Here is a 21762-nt window from a genome sequence, read left to right as displayed (position 1 = left end):
GTCCCGGAAGGACACGACGGCGGCGGGCACCGCGTCTAGTCTGTTGCCGATCGTCTGATTGACTCCCAGAGCGCATCCACCCAGGGCAGGTTTGCCGGGTTTGCGGATGATCCGGAGCCGGTGCGGCCCCCAGGGGTACCGGCGGCTTCTTCCCCGCCAAATACCCAGTAACCCGTTTCACCCGGCATAACCATGTTAATGCGGTCGCGGGCCTGCTGTTTCACGTAGTTGGGATCCTGCCACCGCGAAAGCTGCTTGTTCAGCTCTGCCTGCTCTGCCTGCTTGCTGGCGATCTCGGCCTCCAGGGCGGAGATTTCAGCCCGCTTCTCCAGGAAAATCCGGACCGTGGGCGCAAGCATGATGGTGATGGCAATCATGACCACAGCCAGCGCCAGCATCCTGCCCGAGAACGCCTTCGCCGGTACGGGATCGAGGTCCTGGGCTTCACGGGCGCTGTTGCCGGAGGGTTTGTCCGAAGCTTTCATGGACGAAGCTTTCATGGACGAAGCTTTCATGGACGCGGTGGGGCTGGTCTTGGTTGCCGGGCTCCTGGTGCTGGCTGGGCTCTTGGTGCTGCCCGCAGTCTTGGGACTGCCTGCGGTCCTGGTGCTGGCTGCCGTCTTGCCACTGCCGGAGGGCTTGGGAGCCGTGGGCTTGGGAGCCGTGGGCTTCCTGGTGGCCGGTGCCGGCGTCGAAGATTCCGCAGAGCTGCGGGAGGCACCGAACTCAGCCGCAATGACCTCTCCGCCGGCCGACGCTGCGCTGTTGGGCCTGCCTGCGCCGACAGGGTCCGCGTTGTTTGGCCTTCCTGCGCTGCTTGGCCTTCCGAGGGCGTCGGCCCTGGGAACCTTTGGACGACGGGTGGCCATGACACTCCTGTAATGCCCGGTGCTTGCCTGGCGGGTTGCTGCGCTTGCCCTGCGCGTAACGTACGTGTGCGGGACTTGCGTAGGTCCTGCTGTGCCCGCGGTTCCGCAGGCAAGCGTTAAACAGAACCGGTGGCTATGGTCTTTCCACCATAGCCACCGGTCAGCTGTTTTCGCGGAATGCTAGCCCTTGAAACGCGGGAACGCGCTGCGGCCGGCGTAGCGTGCGGCGTCGTCGAGTTCTTCTTCGATGCGCAGGAGCTGGTTGTACTTGGCGACGCGCTCGGAGCGGGCCGGGGCACCAGTCTTGATCTGGCCCGCGTTGGTGGCAACGGCGATGTCAGCAATGGTGGTGTCCTCGGTTTCGCCGGAGCGGTGCGAGGTGATGGTGGTGTAACCGGAACGCTGGGCCAGGGAAACGGCGTCCAGGGTCTCGGTCAGGGAACCGATCTGGTTGACCTTGACCAGGAGGGAGTTGGCCGTGGCGGTGCTGATTCCCTGCTGCAGGCGGACAGGGTTGGTGACGAAGAGGTCATCGCCAACCAGCTGGACCTTGTCACCGATGGCGTCGGTAAGGGTCTTCCAGCCTTCCCAGTCGTTCTCGTCCAGCGGGTCTTCAATGGAGACCAGCGGGTAGTCGGCAACGAGCTCGGCGTAGTAGGCGCTCATTTCCGAGGCGGTCAGTGCCTTGCCTTCGAACTGGTAAGCACCGTCCTTGTAGAACTCGGAAGATGCGACGTCCAGGGCAAGGGCGATGTCCGTACCCGGGGTGTAGCCGGCGTTCTTGATGGCTTCCTGGATCAGGTCCAGTGCAGCGCGGTTGGACGGCAGGTTCGGCGCGAAGCCACCCTCGTCACCGAGGCCCGTGGAGAGGCCCTTTTCCTGGAGGACAGCCTTGAGGTTGTGGTACACCTCAACGCCCCAGCGCAGGCCTTCGGAGAAGGTCTCGGCGCCGATCGGGGCGATCATGAATTCCTGGATGTCAACATCGGAGTCGGCGTGCGAGCCACCGTTGAGGATGTTCATCAGGGGAACCGGCAGGACGTGTGCGTTCGGGCCACCGAGGTACTTGTACAGCGGCAGGTCCGAGGAAGCAGCAGCTGCGTTGGCAACGGCCAGGGAAACCCCCAGGATGGCGTTGGCGCCGAGCTTGCTCTTGTTCGGGGTGCCGTCGAGGTCGATCATGGCCTGGTCGATGCTGCGCTGGTCCGTTGCGTCGAAACCAATGAGGGCCGGCGAGATCTCGTCGATGACCGCGTCAACGGCCTTCTGGACACCCTTGCCAAGGTAACGGCCTTTGTCGCCGTCGCGGAGTTCAACAGCTTCGTGCTCGCCGGTGGAGGCGCCGGAGGGAACTGCTGCGCGGCCGATCTGGCCGTCGGAAAGCAGGACCTCAACTTCTACGGTCGGGTTTCCGCGGGAATCAAGGATTTCGCGGGCGTGAATGGCATCGATAAGCGCCATGGATGTGCTCCTTATGGGCAAATTACAGGAATGTGGAGGGAAATTCTCAACGTCCTCGTCGCTACTAGCGTAGTCGAGAGTGGCTTAGGTTACGGAACGGGTTCAAACTCCTCACGTCATGAAGGCTGGGCCTTCCCGTTCTGAAACGATCGAACTGCTGCGCGGAGGGCACGCTCGGCGTCGAGCCCTTGCTCCCGGGCACCGGCAACGACGGCGAGCAACAGCTCACCGAGCGCCTCTTCGGTGTCTGGAATTGCAGGAAGCCCGACGGCGGTTGCCTGGCTTTGGGCGTCGATCGACAGACCCGCACGGGCAGCACGGTCCAAGGACTTTTGTGCCCCTGCCAAGGCAGGCAGGTGCGGTGGAATTCCCTCAAACGGATCGGCACGCCCGCCCTTCTCGGCACGCTTCACAGCATCCCATTTCAGGACGATTTCCTCGACCGTCGCCGGGAACGTGGCCTGCAGTGAACCGTCCGGCTTGAACACATGCGGATTGCGGCGGACCATTTTCTCGTGGATGCCGTGGGCCACGGCATCAAAGTCAAAGCTGCCGCGCTCCTCGGCAAGCCGGGCGTGAAGCACCACTTGAAGCAGTACGTCGCCCAGCTCGCCGCGAAGCTCCTCATCTCTGGCTGGCGAATCCCCGGCCTCGATCGAGTCCACAACCTCATAGGCTTCCTCGATCAAGTACTCCACCAGGGACTCATGCGTCAGCGCACCCATCCAAGGGCAGTGCTCCCGCAACGAGGCGATCGTCCGGATCAGCTCCGTAATCCCGGGGCCGGACTCGTTAGCCGAGATTGGCGTAGGCATCGTTGATGTACTCGACCAAAGCTTCACGCTCGTCCAGCGGCAGGAAGGCGGCCTCTGCGGCATTGAGCGTCAGTTCGAGCAAATCATCGAGGTCGTAGTCGAAGGTTTCCACCAGCAGCTCAAACTCGTCCGTCAGGGTGACACCGCTCATGAGCCTGTTGTCCGTGTTGATGGTGACGTTGAAACCGAGCTGGAAGAGCATGTCCAGCGGGTGGCTTTCGATGCCTTCGCCGAAGCTGGAAATAGCGCCGGTCTGAAGGTTCGATGACGGGCAGATTTCCAGTGCAATTCCGCGGTCGCGAACCCAGGCGGCCACGCCGCCGAGTGTCACCATGCCGATGGTGTCCTCGCCGTCGTCGTCGGAGTTGTCTTCAAATTCCACCGTAATGTCCTCGGCAATACGCACTCCGTGCCCAAGCCGCAGAGCGCGTCCGTCCACGAGCGCCGACTGGATGCTGTCCAGGCCCGCAGCCTCACCGGCGTGGACCGTGGCCGGGAAGTTGTTCTCGGCAAGGTAGGTGAAGGCGTCTTTGAAACGTGAGGGCAGGAAGCCGTCCTCGGCGCCCGCGATGTCGAAGCCCACAGCGCCGTTGGCGCGGTGCCGAACAGCGAGTTCCGCGATTTCCTGGCCACGGTCAGCGTGGCGCATCGCAGTGATGAGTTGCCCCACCTGGATCTGCTGGCCGCGTTCTTCGGCCGCATCCACACCGGCTTCAAGACCGTCCTGGACCGCTTCCACCACTTCATCCAGGGTCAGGCCCTTCTGCAGGTGCTGCTCGGGGGCCCAGCGGACTTCACCGTAAACGACGCCGTCCTCGGCGAGATCCTCCACGAATTCCTTGGCGACCCGGAACAGGCCCTCCTTGGTCTGCATCACGGCAACCGTGTGGTCGAACGTTTCCAGGTACCGGACCAGGGAACCGGAGTCGGCGGATTCGCGGAACCATTCGCCCAGGGCAACCGGATCAGTGGAAGGCAGCGTGTGGCCGACGGCATGCGCCAGTTCGATGATGGTTGCAGGCCGCAGTCCTCCGTCCAAATGGTCGTGGAGGGAAACCTTGGGAAGGCTCTTCAAATCGAAGTCGAGGGCAGGGGCAGCGTCAACAATGGGCTCAGTCACGTACTAAGAGTAATCCCCACCGCCGCCATGGACTCGTTTCAGGCGCCCTCTGTGCTCGCCGGCGGAAGGCAGGAGCCTAGCCAGCAGGCTTGGAGAGGTCGACGCCGGCAACGGCCTTTTGGGTCAACTCCTGGGGGTCCGGCGTTGGCGCCTTCGCTGTTGTATGGGCAGCGGCGGCCTGATCCTTCTTAGCCAGATCCTTCTTAGCCAGATCCTTCTTAGCCAGATCCTTCTTTTCCAGGTGCTTGTGCCACCAGCGAAGGACGTGGTCCACAACAATGCCCAGGATCACCGCGAACGCCACGGCAATGCCCACGCCAAGCAGCGGGTTGTTGTGCACCCATTGGCCAGCGAGAAGGCCGATGCCGATGGAGTAGCAAACCCACGTGACGCAGGCGAAGGCATCCAAGAAGAAGAATGTCCTGTGGCGGAAACCCGTCTGGCCGGCAACGTAGTTAACAGCCACACGTCCCCAGGGAATGTAGCGGGCAGTAAAGATCAGGACTGCCCCACGTTTGTCGAGTTCATACTGAGCCCACGCGAACATCTTCTGGACCTTGGGGCGGCGCATCCACTTCCAGCGCGTCAAACCGATCTTGCGGCCCAGCATGTACGCCATATTGTCACCGGCCATTGCACCAACCAAGGCCGTGGCTCCCAGAATCCAAAGGTTCGGCTGACCGTTGTGAAGGGACAGCGCCGAGAGCCCCACAATGGCTGTTTCACTGGGAAGAATGGTGGCAAATCCGTCAATGAAGAAAAAGACGAGGAGTACCGGGTAAATCCAAGGCTGCCCGGCTGCATGCTCGAGCATTTGGTTCAAAAACTCCACGCGGCGGTAGCTCCTAGGCGAATATGACTTGACACTGTGACAGAAGTCGCTCTTAGTGTCCCACGGCCGGGACGTCGTTCGCTACGCCCCAGCCTCGGGATCACCCACTTAACGCTACGCGTGGAGTACTCGTTCCGTCGTCAACCGCCGGGCTGATCTCCCGGCGTCGTTCATGTCATACCGTGGGTGGAGGCGGCGCTTCTTCCTCAGCAATACTCGTGGCGTCTTCGACGTTGCTGCGGTCCAGCGGCGCCGATCCCCTGACCTTGCTGATGATGCGGTCAATGATGATGCCCAGAATCACAGCCACCACAATGGCAATCACTGCGCCCAACAGGTGGTTGTGCTCGAACCAGACCCCAAAGAAGTACCCCAGGACCACCGAATAGCTTGCCCACAGGATGGCGGACATCGCAGTCAGCGCTACAAAGCGGCGGTGATGGAAGTGCGTGGCACCGGCTGTGAGGTTTACTGCCACCCGGCCGATGGGAATGAAGCGCGCCACCATGATGAGTGAGGCCGACCGCCGTCGGAGTTCCTTACCGGCCCAGCGGAAGGCTCCTTGCATGCGCTGCGTACGCATCCAACGCCAACGCTGGACCCCGATACGGTGCCCTATCAGGTAGGCAATGTTGTCGCCTGAGAAGGCGCCGATTGCTGCCATGACCCCGAGCAGCCACACGTTGGGTGAGCCTGCGCCGCCGGAGACAGCACTCAAGCCGACCACCACGGATTCGCTGGGAATGGGTGGGAAGAAACCGTCGATCAGGCAGCAGGCCAACACAAGGAACAACACCCACGGCTGCTCGGCCGCGGCCAGGATGAAATCGTTGATGGCCTGCACGGGATCTAAGCCTAGGCGATCCTGTCGATGATCAGCTGATGGGCCGGTCGTGAGCCCTCAGGTGCAATCACCACGGCGTCCTGCAACGCTTCCTTGGCCCGCTCAAACTTCTCAGGAGTATCGGTCAGGAGCGTCATCAATGGTTCGCCGGCCCTGACCAGCGCGCCCGGTTTGGCATGAAGCCGCACACCGGCTCCCGCCTGGACTTTGTCCTCCTTGCGGGCGCGGCCAGCTCCGAGGCGCCATGCCGCAACGCCCACCGAAAGGGCATCCAGCTCCACCAGGACGCCATCAGCCGGGGCGTAAACCACCTCGGATTCCTTGGCCACGGGCAACGCCCCTCGCGGATCGCCGCCTTGAGCTTCGATCATCCGGTTCCAGACGTCCATGGCGCGCCCATCCTTGAGGGCAGCCGCGGGATCGGCATCGTGGATGCCGGCACCGGCCAGCATCTCCTCGGCCAAGCGGACAGTCAGTTCGACGACGTCTTCCGGACCACCGCCCGCAAGGACCTCCACAGACTCCTCCACCTCGATAGCGTTCCCTGCTGTGAGGCCCAGGGGCGTGGACATATCTGTCATCAAAGCCACCGTGTGAACGCCCGCGTCCTTGCCCAAGGCCACCATGGTCTCCGCCAACTCACGAGCCCGCGCCTCATCCTTCATGAAAGCGCCGGAACCCACCTTTACGTCCAGTACCAACGAGCCGGTGCCTTCTGCGATCTTCTTACTCATGATCGAGGAAGCAATCAACGGGATCGCTTCAACCGTTCCCGTGACGTCACGCAATGCATAGAGCTTCTTGTCAGCCGGTGCCAGACCGGATCCGGCAGCGCAAATGACCGCTCCGACGTCCTGGAGCTGGGCCATGATTTCCTCATTACTCAGGTTCGCGCGCCATCCGGGGATTGCTTCGAGCTTGTCCAAAGTGCCGCCGGTGTGGCCGAGCCCGCGGCCGGACAGCTGCGGCACGGCCACGCCAAAGACCGCCACCAGTGGGGCCAACGGGAGGGTGATCTTATCCCCCACCCCGCCGGTGGAGTGTTTGTCGCTGGTAGGCTTCCGGCCGCCGTCGGGCGTTGTCAGCGAGGAAAAGTCCATCCGCTCCCCGGAGGCGATCATCGCCGAAGTCCAGCGTGAGATTTCCTCGCGGTTCATGCCGTTGAGCAGGATGGCCATGTTCAGCGCCGCCATCTGCTCCTCGGCGATCACACCCCGCGTATAGGCGTCAATGGTCCAATCGATCTGTTCCGGAGTGAGCGTGCCGTTGTCGCGTTTGATGGAGATGATCTGAACGGCGTCGAAAGCTTCAGGGCTTCTCACGTGGTTTCCTCCAGGTTTTCGGGACCAAAGGCGTCAGGCAGCACTTGGTCCATGGATTTGATTCCCTGCGTTGTCATGAGCTGCATTCCGGGCGCCCGGAACTCGTAGAGCAGCTGACGGCAGCGCCCGCAGGGCATGAGGACGTTTCCCAGGCTATCGACGCAGTAGAAAGCCGCGATCCGGCCCCCACCGGTCATGTGGAGCTGCCCCACCAAGGCGCATTCAGCGCAGAGGGTCAGGCCATAGCTGGCGTTCTCCACGTTGCAGCCACTAATGATTCTGCCGTCCTCGGTGAGGGCCGCAGCCCCCACCGGGAACTTGGAGTACGGGGCATAGGCCCGTTCCATGGCCTGTACCGCAGCTTCTTCCAGTGCCTGCCAATCGACGTCATCCGAAGGCATGCGTCAACCCTTCACGTACGGTATGCCGCTCGCGGCAGGTGGCCGTGACCTACCCACCAAACCGGCGACGGCGAAGATGGTCACCAGATACGGCAGCATGGCCATGAACTGGCTCGGCACCGGGGTACCAATGATGCCCAGAATCGATTGCAAGTTGTACGCAAAGCCGAACAGCAGCGAGGCGAGGAAGGCACCGATCGGATTCCACCGTCCAAAGATCAGGGCCGCCAGGGCAATGAAGCCACGGCCACCGGAAATTTCCTTGGTGAAGGAGTCGATAGTCACCAGCGTGAACACGGCACCACCGATGCCGGCGATCGCACCGCCAAGCGTCACGTTCCAGAAGCGGGTGGCGTTTACGTTGATGCCGAGGGTGTCCGCAGCCTGCGGGTGCTCGCCGACAGCGCGGACGCGCAGGCCCCAACGGGTCTTGAACAAGCCGAACCAGACTACGGCTACAGCCACATACATGAGGTAGCCGGCGATGGATTGCTTGAACAGGATGGGCCCGATGATGGGAATGTCCGAAAGGAACGGAATCGGCAGGATATCCAGGCGGCCAGGAGTGTTGAACCGCTCCTTGTTGGTCACCATGACTGTGCCGAACAGGAAGCCGGTAAGGCCGGAGACCAGCACATTCAGGACAACGCCCACAATGATCTGGTTGACGAGGTACTTGATGCTGAACACCGCGAGGACCATGGACACGACGGCGCCAGCGGCTGCGGCAGCAATCAAGCCGACGTAGGGGCTGCCGGTCACCGTTGCCACCAAAGCGGCGGTGAAAGCTCCGCCCAGCAGCTGGCCTTCAATGGCAATGTTCACCACGCCCACCCGCTCGCACAGGACACCGGAGAGGGAGCCAAACACCAAGGGAACAGCCAAAGTCACCGAACCCGCAACCAGGCCGGCAAGAGAGATGGACGGCTGGCGTGCACCGGCAACAATCCATACCAGCAAGGCGAAGACGAAGACCACGGCGAAGGCGATCGGCAACCACTTGGGAGACCGCTCCCCCCGCGTCCACAGGTAGATCGAGTAAGCGGCCATGGCCAGGAGCACGATGGCCAGGACGATGCCACCTACCTGGCCTGGAATCGCCAGCGCCGGGACGGCAATGGCATCGCCGGGATCGCTGATCTTCATCTCTGCTGTCTGGTCCGGACCCATGAGGCCGAAGAACACGAGCGCAATGAGTGCCAGGACGCCGAGCGAAACGGGGACCTTCAAAGACGGGCGGAGCCCAGGCGCTGCTGTTGCGCCCGGTAGTGGGGCGGTCGATGTTGCGCTCACTTGGCACCTCCGGTGGCGTTGGCAAGGGCAGCTTTCCGGGCAGCCCTTGGCGTCTTGGTCTTCTTTTTGGGCTCAAGCCTGAAGATCGACCTGATCAAGGGGGGTGCTGCGATGAACAGGACGATCAGGGACTGGACCACCAGCACGATGTCGATAGGTGTGCCCGTTTGGATCTGCATCTGAACCGCACCGGCCCGGAAAGCACCGAAGAGCAGGCCCGCGAAGAACGTTCCCCAGGGAGTGCTCCGGCCCAGCAGCGCAACGGTGATGGAGTCGAAGCCGATCTGGCCCGCTACGCCGCCAGTCAGCACCTTTTCCGTACCGGCCACCTGGGCAACTCCGCCGAAGGCTGCGAGCGCGCCAGCAAAGGCCATCACCAGGATGGTGGCACGGGGTACCTTGACCCCGGCCGTCCGCGCGGCCACGGGGTTGGCGCCGACTGCGCGGAACTCAAAGCCAATGGTGGAGCGGTTCAGCATCCACCACACACCGTACGTCAGCAGCACCGCTACCAGGAAGCCCAGGTGGAGCCGGGAATCTGGAATGAGCACAGGGTAGGTGGCAGTGTCATCCAGCCGGGGTGAGATGGGGCTGTTGTCCCCCGGTCGCCGGAAAGCCGCGGTGTTCAGGAGGAAGTCCAAGAGGAACAGCGCGACGTAGTTCAGCATGATGGTCACGATGACCTCGTGCGCCCCGGTCCTGGCTTTGAGGATGCCAACTATCGCACCCCAGGCAGCGCCTCCGAGGACGCCCATGATGATGACCAGCAGCAGGTGGATCCCGAAGGGCAAGTGCCAGGTGAAACCAACATAGGCGGCCAACGTGGCGCTGATGATGATCTGGCCCTGGGCACCGATGTTGAAGAGGCCGGCCCGGAAGGCCAGGGCAACGCCAAGGCCCGCACAGATCAGGGGCGTGGCCACCGTCATCGTTTCCAGCAGGGGCATGAAACCTTGGCGGGGGTTGAAGACCGAGCCCTGGAACAACGCGACGTAGCTCTTTGTCATGGCATTCCACAGCGCCAGCAGGAAGTCCGTTGGCCGCGCGAAGAAGTAGCCTGCGCTCTCGGCAACCTTCTTGTCCGTGCTGGCAATGAGCAAACCGCCCAGGAACAGCGCCACGATAACCGCCAGGACGGAGACAAAGCCGCTGCCCGTGACGATCCTGCGCATCGTGCTGCCTTGCTGGTGACTGGTGCCCCCGCTCTGCGAGGACACGGGAACGATGGACGGTTCCAGCGTGCCACCAGCGGTATCGAGTGCGACGTCCGCCGCGCGTGCCTCCGAGGAAGATTCCTCGGGAGTCTGGTCCTTACGGTCCTTACTCGGGGTTTGGTCCTTACTCGTCATGGGAGCCTCCTTCCGGGCCGACGCCGGCCATCATCAGGCCGAGGGTGTCACGGGGAGTTCCAGCTGGGACAATGCCCACGAGCTTCCCCTTGTAAAGCACGGCGATCCTGTCTGCGAGTTCCATCACTTCATCGAGTTCCGTGGAAATGATCATCACCGGTGTTCCCACATCCCGCTCGGCAACTATGCGTTTATGCAGGAATTCGATGGAGCCAACATCCACGCCGCGCGTGGGCTGGCTTGCGATGAAAAGCCGCAACGGCCTGGACAACTCGCGCGCCATGACTACCTTTTGCTGGTTGCCACCGGAGAGCGTTCCGGCCGCGGCTCCCGCCGACGGCGTCCTGATATCGAACTCCTGAATCTTGGCTTCGGCATTTTCTGCCATTTTGGCGGGCTTCATGCTGATGCCGGTGGCAAACGGTGCTTGGTCGTAAAGGTCCAGCACCAGGTTCTCGGCGACAGAAAAGGGGCCTACCAGCCCGTCCACTGTGCGGTCTTCCGGGACAAAGCCGACGCCGGAGCGCAGCACGTCCTTGACCGGAAGGCCCAGGAGCTGCTTGCCGTCCAGTGTCACGGATCCCGTGACGTGCGGCTGGATACCGAGGATGGCTTCCGTAAGTTCCGTCTGGCCGTTGCCTTGGACACCGGCGACGGCGAGGATCTCGCCTTGGGCGATGTCGAAGCTGATGCCGTCCACCACGTTGGTTCCATTGGGGGCGCGGACTGTCAGGTCCTTCACCACGAAGGTTGTTTCCTTTGGCTGGGCGGCGGCTTTGTCCAAGGTCAGGCTAACGGGGCGGCCCACCATCATGGAGGCAAGTTCCGTGGCCGAGGCCGTGGGTGGAGCATCGCCTACTACCTTGCCGCGGCGGATGACCGTGATGACGTCGGCGACAGCCTTCACTTCTCGAAGCTTGTGCGAAATGAACACGATGGATGTGCCGGATGCTTTGAGCTGGCGCATGATGTCCAGTAGCTCATCCGTTTCCTGCGGTGTCAGGACTGCCGTGGGTTCATCGAGGATGAGCACCTTGGCGTCCCGGACCAACGCCTTGATGATCTCGACGCGCTGCTGGACGCCCACGGGCAGGTCCTCCACGAGGGCGTCAGGATCGACGTCGAAGCCGTACTTCTTTGAAATGTCCCGGATTTTCTTCCGGGTTTCATCAATGCTGAGGACGCCGCCAAAGGACGTCGGCTCTGCGCCGAGGGCCACGTTTTCGGCGACTGTGAACACGGGAACCAGCATGAAATGCTGGTGGACCATGCCAATACCGGCGGCCATGGCGTCGCCCGGGCCCCGGAAGTTGACCGTCTTGTCGTCAACGAGGATTTGTCCGGCCGTAGGTTCATAGAGCCCGTACAGTACGTTCATGAGGGTTGATTTTCCGGCGCCATTTTCGCCGAGGAGGCAATGGATCTGGCCGGATTCGACCACGAGGTCGATGTCTTGGTTGGCGTAGAAGGTCCCGAAAGCTTTCGAGATCCCCTTCAATTCGAGTTTCACAACTCCCACCGTTCTTTGAGTCCGAGGGACGGCTGTACTGCTCAAAGCCATTGGCTTTGAGCAGAAGCCTATTCTTGCGAGGGCCAGCAAGATAGGCGCTGGGGTCCGCAAGATAGGCGCTGGTCAGGGCAAAAACGCGCCGCCAGTACCGGCACTCGGTACTGGCGGCGCGTCCAGGAATTGTTACTTCTTGGGGCTTGCCGCTGATTCGACAACCAGCTTGCCGGACACGATGTCCGCCTTCAAGGCGTTGAGCTCGGACTTGGTATCTGCGGAGACTGCGGAATCGAGGTCGTGGAACGGTGCGATGGCAACGCCTTCATTGGCAAGCGTGCCAACATAGGCTTCGTTGCTGAACTTGCCTTCCTTGTCGTCCTTCACCACGGTTTCCACGGCCTCACCCATCTGCTTAACCACGGAGGTCAGCATAAGGTCCTTGTACTCAGGAGCAGTGAGGTAGCCGTCGGAGTCAACCCAGATGAGCTTGACGTCCTTGCCGGCAGCCTTGGCTTCCTTGAGGGCTGCACCTGCACCCTTGCCCACCGGGCCTGCTACGGGCATGATGATGTCCGCGCCCTGGTCCAGCAGGTTCTTGGTGATTTGCTTGCCGGTGTCCTGCTTCTCGAAGTCACCCGTGAACGAGCCATCCTGGCTGGCCTTGTCCCAGCCGACAACCTGTACAGACTTGCCCTTGGCCTTGTTGTAGGCCTGGACGCCGTCATAGAAACCGTCCATGAAAATGGTGACTGTAGGGAGCTTGATGCCGCCGAAGGTTCCCACCTTGCCGGTCTTGCTTGCTGAGGCTGCGGCGTAGCCTGCGAGGTAGGCAGCCTGGGCAGTGTCATAAACCACCGACTTCACGTTGGGGATGGGGGCCGGATACGAGAAGTCGATGATCGCGAAGTGCTTGTCGGGGTTCTTCTGCGCTGCTGCCTTGGTGGCGCCGTCCAGGAGGAAGCCCACCGTGACGGTCAGGTTGCACCCAGCGGAAACCATACCGTTGAGGTTGGCCTCGTAGTCGCTGTTGGCCTTGGACTCAGCCGACTTCATGGTGATGCCAAGGTCCTTTTCGGCCTTCTGCAAACCCTCGAAGGAGGACTGGTTAAAGGACTGGTCATCGAATCCGCCGGAGTCGGACACAATGCAGCCGATGTAGTCGCTCTTGGTGGCGGCGCCCGAACCGGCGTCGGGAGCTTGTCCGCAACCGCTGAGCAGGAGCGCTGCCGCTCCCGCAGTTGCAATACCGGCCATTGAACCGCGCTTAATAGAACCGCGCTTAAGGGTGGCACGCAGTGGGTTCTTCAATTTTCCTCCAGGAAGAAAGTGAGTCGCGCTACGACGGATGGTCAATGAGTGTCCGTTTCGAATACCCGAGGCAGAAATTCTGTTTTCACTGAAGTTCGCAGCACTGCGCCGAAGCGCCTTGATACCCTCAACACTAGTGGCGTGGACCACACGCAGGTAGCACAATCCAGGCCCCAAGGGCAGATTGTTGACCTTTTGTTACCAAGCAGTAGCCGGGTGCGCAAGTCACACCCGGCCCCACCCCCAACGTCAGAGCCTGACGAGCATCTTTCCGGTGTTGGCGCCGTCCAGCAGATCAATGAATGCCTGCGGTGCGTTCTCCAGGCCGTCCACGATCGTTTCGTCGTAGCGGACGGTCCCGTCGGCCAGCCAACCGGCCATCTTTTCGGCAAATTCGGCCGCGTGCTGACGCTGGCCGCCCACCAGGAATCCGCGCAGGGTCAGCTGCTTGCCAATCGCCAGGGCCAGGTTCCTTGGTGCGGCCGGCGGCTCGGTGGAGTTGTACTGCGCAATGGCACCGCACATGGCAACGCGCCCGCCCACAGTGAGCGTGGCCAGAGCGGCTTCGAGGTGCTTGCCGCCCACGTTGTCGAAGTACACATCGATGCCGCGCTCCCCCGCCGCCTCACGCAACTGATCAAGAACCGGGCCATCGTTGTAATTGAAGGCGGCGTCGAAACCGAGCTCCAGCAACCTGACGACCTTTTCGGTCGAACCGGCACTGCCGATCACCTTGCTGGCTCCGGATGCCTTGGCAATCTGGCCCACCATGGATCCCACAGCGCCAGCCGCACCGGATACGAAGACGACATCGCCTTCTTTGAACTCGGCCACCTTGAGCAGGCCCGCATAAGCGGTCAGGCCCGTCATGCCCAAGGCACCAAGGAACGCCGATGTTGGAGCAAGGCCGCTTGGAACCGTGGTTGTCGCAGCCGCGTCCACCACCGCATGCTCGCGCCAGCCGAGTTGATGCACGACGACGTCACCCACCTTGTGCGCGTCGGACCTGGACGCGATCACCTCACCTACCGCACCGCCGTCGAGCGCTGTATCCAGGCGGAAAGGCGCCGAGTAGGACTTGACGTCATTCATGCGTCCCCGCATGTAGGGGTCCACGGACATGAACTGGTTCCGGACCAGGATCTGGCCGTCCTGAAGGTCTGGCAGGCCGGAGGCCGCCAGCCGAAAGTTCTCCGGTGACGGGCGGCCGACCGGGCGGGATGCGAGCTGGATTTCGCGGGTTTCCACTGGCGTGTTGGTAGCGGCGCTCATGCTGCAAACTCCACGAGCTTGAGGTCCACGGCCATGTTGCCGCGGGTGGCGTTGGAGTAGGGGCAGATCTGGTGGGCCTTGGCCATCAGCTCTTCGGCCGTATCGCGATCCAAGGCGGGCAGGGCGATCTCCAGCTCGGCGGCCAAGCCGTAGCCTTCGCGGTCAGTCAGCGCGCCGAAGTGGACCTTGGCGGCAACGGCAGAATCGCTGAGGTCAACGCGTTCCTTGCGGCCCACCAGGCGCAGGGCCGAGTGGAAGCAGGCCGCATAGCCGGCGGCAAACAACTGCTCGGGGTTGGTGCCCTGGCCGTTGCCTCCCAGCTCAACCGGGCTGGCGAGGGCGACGTCGAGCTTGCCGTCGTTGGTGCGGGCGTTGCCATCGCGGCCTTCGCCGGAGGCCAAAGCCTCGGCAATGTAGAGAGTCTTCACGAATCTTCCTTTTCTCTTGGACATCAGGGGGTTTGTGTGTGGCTTGAAAAGTGTCAGAGTGACTTCTGCAGTGCGGCCGTGAGTTTGCCGAGCGTCGCGTGCAACTGCTCAATCTCATCCGTGGAGAGGCCGGCGGCATCAGCGAGTCGCTTGGGGACGGCCTGGGCGCGGGTGCTCAGCTCCCTGCCGGCGTCGGTCAGGACCACATCCACCCGGCGTTCATCCTCGACGGAACGGTGGCGCTCAACCAGTCCAAGCGCCTCAAGGCGCTTCAGGAGGGGCGACAACGTGCCGGAGTCGAGGCCGAGTTCGGCGCCAAGTTCCCGCACGCTGCGCGGTTCCTGCTCCCACAGGACCAACATCACCAGGTACTGCGGGTACGTAAGACCCAGCTCGTCCAGCACGGGGCGGTAGACCGCCGTCGCGGCTTTGGACGCCGAATACAGCGCAAAGCAGACCTGGTGGCGGAGGCGGGGGGCATCACTCATGGATAAAACGATAGTGCACAATTCAATTGTGCACAACTTACCTGCGAAAAAAGCACCCACTGAGTCGCATTTAAGCGCGTTCTGACAGCTCAAAACGCGCTTAAATGCGACTCAGTTGGGTTTAGTCCTGGAGGTCGCGGATCGTTCGGAGCGCGGCAGCAGTGAGGACGCGGATGGCGTAGCCGAGGGCGCGTTCATCCACGATGAAGTCGCCACGGTGAAGGTCATATTCTTCGCCGCCAGGCGTGTGCGTGCCGAGCCGCATCATGGCTCCCGGAAGGTCGGCCAGGAACCAGGCAAAGTCTTCGCCACCCATCGACTGGGGCGTCAGGACAACGGCGTGCTCGCCAAGTTCGGCACGGGCCGCAGCTTCAATCAGGGCCGTCTCATGTTCGGAGTTCACCACGGGAGGAACGCCACGGGTGTGCTCCAGGTGCACATCCACGCCGTAAGGAGCGGCAACCTGCTTTACGACGTCGTCCAGCAACTCGCCCGCGCTGTGCCAGGCATCCCGGTCAAGGCAGCGCATGGTGCCCGCCATGTAGCCAGTGCCGGGAATGGCGTTGGGTGCGGAACCTGCCGAGATCTGGCCCCACACCACGGACACTCCGCTGCGGACGTCCACGCGGCGTGAGAGCACGGCGGGCACGTTGACCGCAATTTGCGCCAGGGCAAAGACCAGGTCTTCCGTCAGGTGCGGCCTGGATGTGTGGCCACCGCGGCCTGTGAGCTCGATCTTAATGGTGTCCGATGCCGAGGTGATGGCCCCGATCCGGGTGCCGATCTTGCCGACGTTGATCCTGGGATCACAGTGCAACGCAAGGATACGGGGAACGCCTTCCAGCACGCCCTGCTCGATGCAGGACAAAGCACCGCCGGGCATGGTCTCCTCGGCCGGCTGGAAGATAATGCGGACAGTGCCGCCCAGCGGGGTGTTCTTATGCATCCGCTGCAGCACCAAGGCAATGCCGAGCATGGTGGTGGTATGAACGTCATGTCCACAAGCATGGGTGACGCCGTGGTTCTTCGAAGCGAACGGCAGACCCGTTTCCTCGATGATGGGCAAGGCGTCGATGTCACCACGCAGTGCAGTGGCAATGGGACCTTCTCCGATGTCCACCGTGAGCCCGGTGCCTTCAAGGCGACGCGGCTGCAATCCGGCAGCTTCGAGCCGCTCCACGAGTTTGTCCGTGGTGCGGAATTCCTTGAAGGAGAGTTCAGGGTGCGCGTGGAGGTCCCGCCTGAAATCGATGAGTCCAGGCAGCAGCTCATCCACCCACGGACTTACAACGGGGGTGGGCTCGGTTTCAGTGGTGTAATTGCGCACGTCACAACTCTAGCCATCCACGGCCTCCGAAGAACGAAAGCCACCTCTTGGTTACGCTGCGTTCAGGCGCAGGACAACCAAAGAGGTGGCTCACGGTATAAGGGATTGCTACAGGACGTCCGTATCGCCACTGGCTTTGAGGGCATCAACAGTGCCCTTGACCAACTGGGCATGTTCCTTTGTAGTGACCAGGAGTGCGTCGGGGGTGTCCACGATGACCACGTCCTTGATGCCGATGAGGGCGATCACGCGCTTGGTATCGGAAACCACCACACCACTCGCATTCTCGGCAAACACGCGGGCACCTTCGCCAAGAACGGTAACTTCATCGACGTCGCCTGCGTTGTTCAGGCGGCCGATTGCGGCAAAGTCGCCAACGTCGTCCCAGCGGAAAGTACCAGGCACGACGGCGACATCGCCGGCTGCCGCTGCCGGCTCGGCAACGGCGTAGTCGATCGCAATCTTGGGCAGTGTGGGCCAGACACGCGCGGTAACTTCGGCGCGCTGGGGCGTGTCCCAGGCTTCGGCGATTTCCTGAAGGCCCTTGAACAGCTCCGGCTGGTTCGCTTCGAGGTGCTGGAGCATGAGCGCTACGGGAGCAACGAACATGCCTGCGTTCCAGACGTAGTCCCCTGCCTCCACATATTTGTTGGCAACTTCCTGGCTCGGCTTCTCAACAAACTCAGCCACAGCAAGGGCGTTCGGAGCACCTTCCACGTTCAGTGCTGCACCGGAGCGGATGTAGCCGAAGCCGGTGGAGGGGTGCGTGGGCTTGATGCCGATGGTGACGATCTTGCCCGTGGCAGCGGTGTAAATTGCCTCACGCACAGTGTCCTGGAACAGATCGTCGGGGCTGATCACTTGGTCTGCGGCGAACGAACCCATGATGGTCTCCGGGTCGCGGCGGTGGAGAATTGCGGCGGCCAAGCCGATGGCAGCACCGGAGTCCTTGGGCTCGCTTTCGAGCACCAGCTCGTCATCGCCCACTTCGGGGAGCTGCCGGCATACAGCGGCACGGTGTGCCTCGCCGGTCACAACGAGCACCCGCTCACCGGCCAGCGGCTCAAGGCGGTCATAGGTGGCCCTCAACAACGTGCTGCCGGAGCCGGTCAGGTCATGGAGGAACTTGGGCGCAGCGGCACGCGAGAGTGGCCACAGCCGGGTCCCCACACCGCCCGCCGGAATAACCGCGTGGAAGCGGTTCAATGGAGATTCCGGGAATGTCGCGTCTTCTGTACTCACCGCAACACTTTATCGGACGCGGCTGCAAAGCCCCGCAGTCCGCCACACATGTGGCCTTCGTCTCATGAAGCAGGGGAAATTGCCCAAATATCGCGTAAATACGGGCAGGAAACATGGAATTAACAACCAGAGAAGCGCGTCCTAAATTGAATAAGCTGGTAGCGAAGCCTAGATTTAGGCGTGAGCTACGAGTGCTCTCGCAGCAGGCGTTCCCCCCGCATGGATCCCATGCCAGCGCCGCTGTGTTGCAGGAAGGTTTAATCAGTGCCGACAAAACCAGCTGGCACCTTGTACCGCGGCCGTGAAGGCATGTGGTCCTGGGTTGGACACCGTATTACCGGTGTAGTGATCTTTTTCTTCTTGTTGGTCCATGTGTTGGACACCTCATTGGTGCGCGTGTCCCCTGAGGCCTACACGGCCGTCATTGGTGCTTACAAGAACCCCGTCATGGCCCTGGGTGAAACGGGCCTGGTCGCCGCGATCATCTTCCACGCCTTCAACGGCCTGCGTGTGATCGCCATCGACTTCTGGAAGAAGGGCGCGAAGTACCAGCGCCAAATGCTGTGGATCGTGCTTGCGCTGTGGCTGGTCACGTTCGCCGGCTTCGCTATCCGCCACCTTTCCCTCGCGCTGGGAGGCCACTAGACCATGACCACGATCGAATCCCCCCGCAGCGGAAAAATCGGTGCAGGCAAGATTGCTCCGAAATACAACCGCACCGGCCCCAGCCGTGGCAACTTCGAGATGATCGCCTGGCTCTTCATGCGCCTCTCCGGCATCGTCCTGGTGGTGCTGATCTTCGGCCACCTCTTCGTGAACCTGCTGGTGGGTGAGGGTATCCACGCCATCGACTTCGGTTTCGTCGCCGGTAAGTGGGCGGACCCCTTCTGGCAGTTCTGGGACCTCGCCATGCTCTGGCTTGCCATGCTGCACGGAACCAACGGCGTCCGCACCATCATCAACGACTACGCTGAAAAGGACGCCACGCGCTTCTGGCTCAAGGTAGTCCTCTATGCAGCCACGGCTGTCATCATCATTCTCGGCACCCTGGTGATCTTCACGTTCAACCCGTGCCCCGTCGTCGACGGCGTTCAGCTGCCTGGCGGCTTCTGCCCGGCCCCGTAACGGCGCTTCCGGTGACTCCTTTGAGTCCACCGGTTCGCCTGACGTAGCGGAGCAGCCTCCGCCGACCATCTGAATTTTTGAAAGAGAGAGCATCTGGTATGCAGGTCCATAAGTACGACGTCGTCATTGTCGGTGCAGGTGGCGCCGGCATGCGCGCCGCGATCGAATCCGGTCAGCGCGCACGCACAGCGGTACTGACCAAGCTCTACCCCACCCGCTCGCACACCGGTGCAGCACAGGGCGGCATGTGTGCAGCACTGGCCAACGTCGAAGAAGACAACTGGGAGTGGCACACCTTTGACACGATCAAGGGTGGCGACTACCTGGTTGACCAGGACGCAGCCGAGGTCATGGCGAAGGAAGCCATCGACGCCGTGCTGGACCTGGAAAAGATGGGTCTGCCGTTCAACCGCACGCCCGAGGGCCGGATTGACCAGCGACGCTTCGGTGGCCACACCCGTGACCACGGCAAGGCTCCCGTCCGCCGTGCTTGCTATGCAGCCGACCGTACGGGCCACATGATCCTGCAGACGTTGTACCAAAACTGCGTCAAGCACAACGTTGAGTTCTACAACGAGTACTACGTCCTTGACCTGCTGATCGTCGAAGAAGACGCAGTGCGCGAAGACGGTACCCCGTACAAGCAGAAGCGTGTCGCCGGCGTAGTTTCCTACGATCTTGCTTCCGGTGAACTGCACGTTTTCCAGGCCAAGTCCGTAGTGTTCGCCTCCGGTGGTGCCGGCAAGGTCTTCAAGACGACCTCCAACGCCCACACCCTCACCGGCGACGGAATGGGCATCGCCTTCCGCCGTGGCATCCCCCTGGAAGACATGGAGTTCTTCCAGTTCCACCCGACCGGCCTCGCTGGCTTGGGCATCCTCCTCACCGAGGGCGCACGTGGTGAAGGTGCCATCCTGCGTAACTCCGAGGGTGAGCGCTTCATGGAGCGTTACGCCCCCACCATCAAGGACCTTGCACCCCGTGACATCGTGGCCCGCGCCATGGCCAACGAAGTGCGTGAAGGCCGTGGTTGTGGTCCAAACAAGGATTACGTCCTCCTGGACCTGACCCACCTTGAGCCTGCCCACATCGAGGCCAAGCTTCCGGACATCACGGAGTTCGCGCGCACCTACCTGGGTGTGGAGCCGTTCACCGATCCTGTCCCCGTGTTCCCCACCGCGCACTACGCCATGGGCGGCATTCCCACCAACATCACCACCGAAGTGCTCCAGGACAACGACACGATTGTGCCGGGCCTCTACGCAGCCGGTGAAGTTGCCTGTGTTTCCGTGCACGGCTCGAACCGACTCGGCACCAACTCGCTCCTGGACATCAACGTCTTCGGCAAGCGCGCCGGTATCGCCGCTGCGGAGTACTCCAAGACAGCCGACTACGTCGAGCTGCCCGAGGACCCCGAGGCAATGACCCGTGGCATCCTCAACGGCCTGCTGACCGGCAACGGCACCGAACGTGTTGCCCAGATCCGCAAGGAACTGCAGGACACCATGGATGCGAACATGCAGGTGTTCCGCACCAAGGAATCCCTGGAGCAGGTCCTTAGCGACATCGCTTCCTTCGAACAGCGGTACAAGAACGTCACCGTCCAGGACAAGGGCAAGCGCTTCAACCTGGATCTCCTGGAAGCAGTGGAGCTGGGCTTCCTGCTGGACATGGCCAAGGTCATGACAGTCGGTGCGCTGCACCGTGAAGAGTCCCGCGGTGGCCACTACCGCGAAGACTTCCCGGACCGCAATGACGAAAAGTTCATGAAGCACTCCATGGCCTACCTGGACTCTTCCGTCACCGTCGACTCCTCGGCGGAATCTGTTGCGGGCATCCGTCTTGAGACGAAGCCCGTCATCTTCACCCGTTACGAGCCGATGGAGCGTAAGTACTAATGACGACCGAAATGGCAGAGCCCGCTTCCAAGATCGAGCTCCCGGCAAGCGTTGCGGGCGACGGTGAAATTCCCACCTTCCACATCACGCTCCGCGTACGCCGCTACGATCCGGAGATCTCGGACGAAGCACGCTGGGATGACTACAAACTGACCATGTACGGCACGGACCGCGTTCTGGATGCCCTGCACAAGGTCAAGTGGGAGATCGACGGCAGCGTTTCCTTCCGCCGCTCCTGCGCCCACGGTGTCTGTGGTTCGGATGCCATGCGCATCAACGGTCGCAACCGCCTCGCCTGCAAGACGCTGCTGAAGGACCTGGACACCACGAAGCCCATCACCGTCGAGCCGATCAAGGGCCTCCCTGTGGAGAAGGACCTGATTGTGGACATGGAACCCTTCTTCCAGTCCTTCCGCGAAGTCATGCCGTTCCTGATCAACAAGGGCCACGAGCCCACCAAGGAGCGACTGCAGTCCGTTGAGGACCGCGAGCGCTTTGACGACACCACCAAGTGCATCCTGTGTGCTGCCTGCACCTCGTCCTGCCCGGTCTTCTGGACCGATGGCCAGTACTTTGGTCCGGCCGCAATCGTCAACGCACACCGCTTCATCTTCGATTCCCGCGATGACGCAGGCGACATGCGCCTGGAGATCCTGAACGACAAAGAAGGCGTGTGGCGTTGCCGCACCACCTTCAACTGCTCGGAAGCATGCCCCCGCGGCATCCAGGTGACCCAGGCAATCGCCGAGGTCAAGCAGGCCATCCTGGCCCGCAAGATCTAGTTCGCCGGTCCCGCTAAGGAACCACACGACGACGGCGCCGCCCACCACTTTTGGTGCGTGGCGCCGTCGTCGTTAATCA

General features: G+C 62.0%; 21 protein-coding genes. 4 read left to right on the top strand and 17 right to left on the bottom strand.

All coding sequences use genetic code 11. The features are described from left to right. Positions 1-35: 35 nt before the first annotated feature. The 17 genes from AB4Y87_RS01040 to AB4Y87_RS00960 form a co-directional block, all read right to left on the bottom strand. Positions 36-869, bottom strand: coding sequence for a septum formation initiator family protein (locus tag AB4Y87_RS01040; protein ID WP_442002638.1), 834 nt, complete (start codon positions 867-869; stop codon positions 36-38). 180 nt (positions 870-1049) lie between these two features. Continuing rightward, a complete protein-coding gene (eno, locus tag AB4Y87_RS01035; protein ID WP_442002637.1) occupies positions 1050-2330 on the bottom strand; it encodes a phosphopyruvate hydratase in 1281 nt (426 codons plus the stop codon). Between the two features lie 116 nt (positions 2331-2446). Further along, positions 2447-3145 (bottom strand): MazG nucleotide pyrophosphohydrolase domain-containing protein, encoded by a 699-nt coding sequence (locus AB4Y87_RS01030; RefSeq protein WP_442002636.1) that lies wholly within the window; start codon positions 3143-3145, stop codon positions 2447-2449. Then, positions 3123-4265, bottom strand: coding sequence for an adenosine deaminase (locus AB4Y87_RS01025; protein ID WP_442002635.1), 1143 nt, complete (start codon positions 4263-4265; stop codon positions 3123-3125). Before AB4Y87_RS01025 ends, AB4Y87_RS01030 begins: the two co-directional genes overlap by 23 nt. 76 nt (positions 4266-4341) lie before the next feature. Continuing rightward, positions 4342-5079 carry a DedA family protein gene (locus tag AB4Y87_RS01020; RefSeq protein WP_442002707.1) on the bottom strand — a complete coding sequence of 246 codons (738 nt, stop codon included), beginning with the start codon at positions 5077-5079 and terminating at the stop codon, positions 4342-4344. A gap of 193 nt (positions 5080-5272) precedes the next feature. Then, positions 5273-5941, bottom strand: coding sequence for a DedA family protein (locus AB4Y87_RS01015; RefSeq protein WP_442002634.1), 669 nt, complete (start codon positions 5939-5941; stop codon positions 5273-5275). Between the two features lie 11 nt (positions 5942-5952). Then, a complete protein-coding gene (locus tag AB4Y87_RS01010) occupies positions 5953-7263 on the bottom strand; it encodes a thymidine phosphorylase (RefSeq protein WP_442002633.1) in 1311 nt (436 codons plus the stop codon). Then, a complete protein-coding gene (locus AB4Y87_RS01005) occupies positions 7260-7664 on the bottom strand; it encodes a cytidine deaminase (protein WP_442002632.1) in 405 nt (134 codons plus the stop codon). The genes AB4Y87_RS01010 and AB4Y87_RS01005 overlap by 4 nt, the downstream gene beginning before the upstream one ends. A 3-nt stretch (positions 7665-7667) precedes the next feature. Beyond that, a complete protein-coding gene (locus tag AB4Y87_RS01000; protein WP_442002631.1) occupies positions 7668-8957 on the bottom strand; it encodes an ABC transporter permease in 1290 nt (429 codons plus the stop codon). Continuing rightward, positions 8954-10306 (bottom strand): ABC transporter permease, encoded by a 1353-nt coding sequence (locus tag AB4Y87_RS00995; protein ID WP_442002630.1) that lies wholly within the window; start codon positions 10304-10306, stop codon positions 8954-8956. Before AB4Y87_RS00995 ends, AB4Y87_RS01000 begins: the two co-directional genes overlap by 4 nt. Next, the gene (locus tag AB4Y87_RS00990) at positions 10296-11816 is read right to left on the bottom strand and encodes an ABC transporter ATP-binding protein (protein ID WP_442002629.1); all 1521 of its coding nucleotides are present in this window, start codon (positions 11814-11816) and stop codon (positions 10296-10298) included. Before AB4Y87_RS00990 ends, AB4Y87_RS00995 begins: the two co-directional genes overlap by 11 nt. Positions 11817-11999: 183 nt before the next feature. Then, positions 12000-13121, bottom strand: a complete 1122-nt coding sequence (locus tag AB4Y87_RS00985; RefSeq protein ID WP_442002628.1) for a BMP family lipoprotein — start codon at positions 13119-13121, stop codon at positions 12000-12002. 249 nt (positions 13122-13370) lie between these two features. After that, positions 13371-14393, bottom strand: a complete 1023-nt coding sequence (locus AB4Y87_RS00980) for an NADP-dependent oxidoreductase (protein ID WP_442002627.1) — start codon at positions 14391-14393, stop codon at positions 13371-13373. Continuing rightward, entirely contained in the window at positions 14390-14821 is a 432-nt protein-coding gene (locus AB4Y87_RS00975) for an organic hydroperoxide resistance protein (RefSeq protein WP_442002626.1), read from the bottom strand. Before AB4Y87_RS00975 ends, AB4Y87_RS00980 begins: the two co-directional genes overlap by 4 nt. A gap of 53 nt (positions 14822-14874) precedes the next feature. Then, on the bottom strand, positions 14875-15309 hold the full coding sequence (locus AB4Y87_RS00970; RefSeq protein WP_442002625.1) for a MarR family winged helix-turn-helix transcriptional regulator: 435 nt from the start codon (positions 15307-15309) through the stop codon (positions 14875-14877). A 121-nt stretch (positions 15310-15430) separates the two neighbouring features. Beyond that, complete coding sequence (locus AB4Y87_RS00965) at positions 15431-16636, bottom strand: amidohydrolase (protein ID WP_442002624.1); 1206 nt, start codon at positions 16634-16636, stop codon at positions 15431-15433. Between the two features lie 108 nt (positions 16637-16744). Further along, positions 16745-17878: a mannose-1-phosphate guanylyltransferase gene (locus AB4Y87_RS00960; RefSeq protein ID WP_442002623.1), complete on the bottom strand. Its 1134-nt coding sequence runs from the start codon at positions 17876-17878 to the stop codon at positions 16745-16747. A 264-nt stretch (positions 17879-18142) separates the two neighbouring features. Between AB4Y87_RS00960 and sdhC the strand changes: the two genes are divergently transcribed. The 4 genes from sdhC (at position 18143) to AB4Y87_RS00940 (ending at position 21683) form a co-directional block, all read left to right on the top strand. Continuing rightward, on the top strand, positions 18143-18523 hold the full coding sequence (gene sdhC, locus AB4Y87_RS00955) for a succinate dehydrogenase, cytochrome b556 subunit (RefSeq protein ID WP_442002622.1): 381 nt from the start codon (positions 18143-18145) through the stop codon (positions 18521-18523). Positions 18524-18526: 3 nt separating this feature from the next. Continuing rightward, positions 18527-19003 carry a succinate dehydrogenase hydrophobic membrane anchor subunit gene (locus tag AB4Y87_RS00950; RefSeq protein WP_442002621.1) on the top strand — a complete coding sequence of 159 codons (477 nt, stop codon included), beginning with the start codon at positions 18527-18529 and terminating at the stop codon, positions 19001-19003. A 98-nt stretch (positions 19004-19101) separates the two neighbouring features. Next, on the top strand, positions 19102-20901 hold the full coding sequence (sdhA, locus tag AB4Y87_RS00945; RefSeq protein ID WP_442002620.1) for a succinate dehydrogenase flavoprotein subunit: 1800 nt from the start codon (positions 19102-19104) through the stop codon (positions 20899-20901). After that, entirely contained in the window at positions 20901-21683 is a 783-nt protein-coding gene (locus AB4Y87_RS00940; protein ID WP_011773975.1) for a succinate dehydrogenase iron-sulfur subunit, read from the top strand. The genes sdhA and AB4Y87_RS00940 overlap by 1 nt, the downstream gene beginning before the upstream one ends. Positions 21684-21762 lie beyond the last annotated feature (79 nt).

Source organism: Paenarthrobacter sp. RAF54_2, from assembly GCF_052113945.1.
GTDB lineage: Bacteria > Actinomycetota > Actinomycetes > Actinomycetales > Micrococcaceae > Arthrobacter.
The sequence above is the reverse complement of the archived record's forward strand: the minus strand, read 5'-3'. Positions and strand labels throughout refer to the sequence as shown.

Bases quoted from the DNA above. Each gene is read 5' to 3' on its own strand.
- AB4Y87_RS00970 (WP_442002625.1), bottom strand. From the start codon at position 15,309: ATGAGTGATGCCCCCCGCCTCCGCCACCAGGTCTGCTTTGCGCTGTAT.
- AB4Y87_RS01005 (WP_442002632.1), bottom strand. From the start codon at position 7,664: ATGCCTTCGGATGACGTCGATTGGCAGGCACTGGAAGAAGCTGCGGTA.
- sdhA (WP_442002620.1), top strand. From the start codon at position 19,102: ATGCAGGTCCATAAGTACGACGTCGTCATTGTCGGTGCAGGTGGCGCC.
- AB4Y87_RS00995 (WP_442002630.1), bottom strand. From the start codon at position 10,306: ATGACGAGTAAGGACCAAACCCCGAGTAAGGACCGTAAGGACCAGACT.
- AB4Y87_RS00950 (WP_442002621.1), top strand. From the start codon at position 18,527: ATGACCACGATCGAATCCCCCCGCAGCGGAAAAATCGGTGCAGGCAAG.
- AB4Y87_RS01030 (WP_442002636.1), bottom strand. From the start codon at position 3,145: ATGCCTACGCCAATCTCGGCTAACGAGTCCGGCCCCGGGATTACGGAG.
- AB4Y87_RS00940 (WP_011773975.1), top strand. From the start codon at position 20,901: ATGACGACCGAAATGGCAGAGCCCGCTTCCAAGATCGAGCTCCCGGCA.
- AB4Y87_RS01020 (WP_442002707.1), bottom strand. From the start codon at position 5,079: ATGCTCGAGCATGCAGCCGGGCAGCCTTGGATTTACCCGGTACTCCTC.
- eno (WP_442002637.1), bottom strand. From the start codon at position 2,330: ATGGCGCTTATCGATGCCATTCACGCCCGCGAAATCCTTGATTCCCGC.
- AB4Y87_RS01040 (WP_442002638.1), bottom strand. From the start codon at position 869: ATGGCCACCCGTCGTCCAAAGGTTCCCAGGGCCGACGCCCTCGGAAGG.
- AB4Y87_RS00980 (WP_442002627.1), bottom strand. From the start codon at position 14,393: ATGAGCGCCGCTACCAACACGCCAGTGGAAACCCGCGAAATCCAGCTC.